Source organism: Rhodococcus sp. NPDC059234, assembly GCF_042754225.1.
In the GTDB taxonomy this organism is placed as follows: domain Bacteria; phylum Actinomycetota; class Actinomycetes; order Mycobacteriales; family Mycobacteriaceae; genus Rhodococcus_G.
The window spans coordinates 1-3,612 of the sequence record NZ_JBHZAH010000208.1; the positions used below are offsets into that span (position 1 = coordinate 1).

Genomic DNA, 3,612 nt, shown 5'->3' on the forward strand with positions numbered 1-3,612 from the left:
CCCTTGTTCGTGCTCAGCGGATCAGAGCGGACGGACGGCGGTCGCCTGGGGACCCTTGGGCCCCTGGGTGACCTCGAACTCCACCTGCTGGTTCTCCTCGAGGCTCTTGAATCCAGAGCCCTGGATCTCGGAGAAGTGCACGAAGACGTCCGGACCATCGGCCTGAGCGATGAAGCCGAAGCCCTTTTCCGCGTTGAACCACTTGACGGTTCCCTGAGTCATATCTGCTCCTGACAGGATTGGGTTTCGGGGACCACACCTTGCGGTGCCCCGGGCCGGTTCGAGACTCGGCGACTCCAGATTCCTGAAGCAAACAGAGTGCCCGCAGCACAAGTTCTTTGCGAGCGTGCGGATACACAGACACAGAAAAACTACGACCGTCCACCTTCAACCGCCGCGCGGTCGGATTCATTCCCGCGAGGGCCGTGCCACGCACGAAATGCAGCCCGGCGCCTGACCCTGGCGGCTATCCGACGTCGCGGTGCAGCCAGGTCACCTCGGCGCCGCCCTCGCCCCCGCTGCGGTACGGCTCGAGCGCCTGGTCCCATGCCGAGCCGAGCGCGTTGTCGAGTTCGGACGCGAGCGCGTCCCCGGCGCCGTGCTCCTCGATGAGCGCACGAAGTCGCATCTCGCCGAGGATGACGTCGCCGTTGGCGCTCGTCGAACCGCGCCACAGACCGAGTCCCGGGACGTGGCTGTATCTTTCGCCGTCGACACCCTCGCTCGGGTCCTCGGTGACCTCGAAGCGCAGCATCGGCCAGGCGCGCAGGGCGTTGACCAGGCGGGCGCCCGTCCCGACGGGGCCGACCCAGTTGCTGGTGGCGCGCAGTTGGCCGGGCGAGGCCGGCTGGGACGTCCACTTGAGGTTCGGGCGCGTGTCGAGCGTCGCGACAAGGGCCCATTCGACGTGCGGGCACAGCGCTGCTGGCGACGAGTGCACATGGAGTACACCGTTCGTCGCATCGGCGAACTGGTTCAATGCGCGCACAAGGCACCTCCGGCTTCGACGAGGGACGTCTTCCCCAACGGCCTCATGTCGACGCCAAGCCTGTTTCGCGGTACCAGTGTGCCCCGTGTGGACCATGTTGCGCCAGTGGAACGGGATTCCCGGTGATTCTCGGCTAACTTCCGTCGACCTCGGCCAGCACGGCGTCGCTCAGCGGCGGCCAGGCCTCCTTCGCCCAGTCGCCGAAGTCCCGGTCCGCCAGCGCGACGCACGAGAGGCGCCGGACCGGGTCGACCCACAGGAACGTGCCCGACTGCCCGAAGTGGCCGTAGGTCGCGGGCGAGTTCGCCGTGCCGGTCCAGTGCGGCGACTTGGCGCCCTTGATCTCGAAGCCGAGTCCCCAGTCGTTGGGGCGCTGCGTGCCGTACCCGGGCAGCAGGCCTGCCAGCCCCGGGTACTGCACCGTCGCGGCGTCGCGGGCGGTCTCCTCGGAGACCAGGGTGGGCCGCAGCAGTTCGGCGGCGAAGCGGCCGAGGTCGCCGATGGACGAGCGGGCACCGTGCCCGGCCGGGCCCGCCAGTTCCGACGCCGCCATGCCGAGCGGCGCGAACACCGCGTCGCGCAGGTAGTCGGGGAACGCGATCGAGGTCTCCGCCTCGACGAGTTCGGCGAGCACCTCGAATCCCGCGCTCGAGTAGATGCGCTTGTCCCCCGGCGCGGCCTGCACCCGGCGCTCGCCGAACGCGAGCCCGGACGCGTGCGCGAGCAGGTGCCGCACGGTGGCGCCGGGCGGCCCGGCGGGCGCGTCCAGTTCGATCGCGCCTTCCTCGACCGCGACGAGTGCGGCGTAGGCCACCAACGGCTTGGTCACCGACGCCAACGCGAACACCCGGTCCGGCTCGCCCGCGGCGCCGATCCGCCCGTCCGGACCGACCACGGTCGCGGCGGCGTGGTCGACGGGCCATTGCTCGATCGCGGTGAGGCTGCGCATCTTCGCAGCCTACGAGACCGCCCTCAGCCCCCGGTCAGCCTGTCCAGCCCGGCGGCCAGCGCCGGGTCCGCGCCCGCCGCGGCCTGCAGGGCGGCCAGGAAGGAGCCGACGAGCACCTGCTCGAGCACGGCCCGCTCGATGTCCACACTCGCGAGCCATCGCAGGCAGGCGGCCTTCTCGAAGGCCAGCCACGACTCGATCGTCATCACCGTGGTCTCACTCGGCGTATCGATGCCCAACGAGTCGAGGATCAACTCGAACGAGGCCGCGTCGACCCGGCGCGCGAGCACCGCAAGTCCCGAGCTTCCCCCGGCCCGCATCAGCGCCTGCCACCCGACGCTGTGCAACTGCACGTGGTCCAGGTAGGCCCGCAGGCCCGCCATCAGCCTGCCCAGCAGTGCGCCCTCCCCCGCGGCGGCACCCAGATCGGCGATCATCTTGTCCGCCGCCGACTCCATCGCCGCGGCGACCAGCGCGTCCTTGCCGCCGAAGTAGTGGTACAGCAGCCCGCTCGACACCCCGGCCTCGGCCGAGATCTCCTGCACCGACAGCCGCTCGGGTTCACGCGTCACGAGCGCGCGCAGGGTCGCCTCGATCAACTCGGTGCGTCGCTGTTCGGACGTCAACCGGGTGCGCTGTTCGGGCACGGTCGCACCCTCCCCTCGTCTCGCTCCGAGTCGAGCGACCTATTGAATGTGAATTCAATAGAGGCTACCGTCGAAGGTGCTATTGAATCCATTTTCAATACAGGAGCGTGCGATGACGAACATCGACTCCCCCGCGGAGACCGAGCGCTGGATCGAGACCACCACGGGCCCCGTGCACCTACGCGAGATCGGCGACCGGACCGGCCCGCCCCTGTTGTTCGTGCACGGGGCGCTCGTCGACAGCCACCTCTGGGACGGCGTCGCGGAGCGAGCCGCCGCGATGGGATACCGCTGCCTGCTGCCGACCCTCCCCCTGGGCTCGCACAGTCGGCCGATGCGCCCCGGCGCGGACCTCGACCCGCCGGCGCTGGCCGACCTGCTCGCGGAGATCGTCGCCGCGCACAACCTCGAACGAGTCACCGTGGTGGGCAACGACACGGGCGGCGCCCTGAGCCAGATCCTTGCCGCCCGCCACCCCGAACTCGTCCAGACCCTCGTCCTGACCTCGTGCGACGCCTACGAACAGTTCCCGCCACCGTCGCTGCGAGCCTTCTTTGCGCTGGGCCGGGCACCCGGAGTCCTCGCCCTGTCCGGGCAGCTCACCCGCTCGAGAAGGGTTCGCGCCCTGGTGATTCCGCGCCTGCTCAGCCATCGCCGCCCGCCCGACGCGGTGGTGTCCGGCTGGACCAGGCCGCTGCGGGATCGAGCGGTTCGACGTGACACCCGCGCCTTCTTCGCCGGCATCGATTCCACGCACACGCTTGCCGCGGCGCGTCAGCTCCGGCAGCGCCGCGGTCCGACGCTGCTGATCTGGGGTTCCGACGACCGCGTCTTCGCGACCGAACTCGGACGCCGGCTCGCCTCCGACATCCCGGGCGCCCGGCTGGTGGTGCTCGACGACTGCGCGGCCTTCGTGCCACTCGACGCCCCGGACCGGGTGGCCGAGCTCGTCCACGGGCTCCTCACGAGCACGGGCGCCCCCGACTGACCGGGCCCGCACACGACTGCGCCGGGCGACTCTGTCGAGT

5 protein-coding genes are annotated in these 3,612 nt (G+C 70.4%); 1 reads left to right on the forward strand and 4 read right to left on the reverse strand.

Translation table 11 applies throughout. From position 1 onward, the window contains the following. Positions 1-21: 21 nt before the first annotated feature. The 4 genes from ACFXGJ_RS24200 to ACFXGJ_RS24215 form a co-directional block, all read right to left on the reverse strand. Entirely contained in the window at positions 22-222 is a 201-nt protein-coding gene (locus ACFXGJ_RS24200) for a cold-shock protein (RefSeq protein ID WP_378625803.1), read from the reverse strand. Positions 223-466: 244 nt separating this feature from the next. Continuing rightward, complete coding sequence (locus tag ACFXGJ_RS24205) at positions 467-988, reverse strand: DUF3145 domain-containing protein (protein ID WP_378625805.1); 522 nt, start codon at positions 986-988, stop codon at positions 467-469. Between the two features lie 133 nt (positions 989-1,121). Continuing rightward, positions 1,122-1,937: a serine hydrolase domain-containing protein gene (locus tag ACFXGJ_RS24210; protein WP_378625806.1), complete on the reverse strand. Its 816-nt coding sequence runs from the start codon at positions 1,935-1,937 to the stop codon at positions 1,122-1,124. A gap of 23 nt (positions 1,938-1,960) precedes the next feature. Then, the gene (locus tag ACFXGJ_RS24215; RefSeq protein ID WP_378625807.1) at positions 1,961-2,584 is read right to left on the reverse strand and encodes a TetR/AcrR family transcriptional regulator; all 624 of its coding nucleotides are present in this window, start codon (positions 2,582-2,584) and stop codon (positions 1,961-1,963) included. A 112-nt stretch (positions 2,585-2,696) separates the two neighbouring features. On the opposite strand from ACFXGJ_RS24215, the gene ACFXGJ_RS24220 reads away from it, so the two are divergent. Continuing rightward, positions 2,697-3,572 carry an alpha/beta fold hydrolase gene (locus ACFXGJ_RS24220; protein ID WP_378625808.1) on the forward strand — a complete coding sequence of 292 codons (876 nt, stop codon included), beginning with the start codon at positions 2,697-2,699 and terminating at the stop codon, positions 3,570-3,572. The last annotated feature ends 40 nt before the right edge of the window (positions 3,573-3,612 follow it).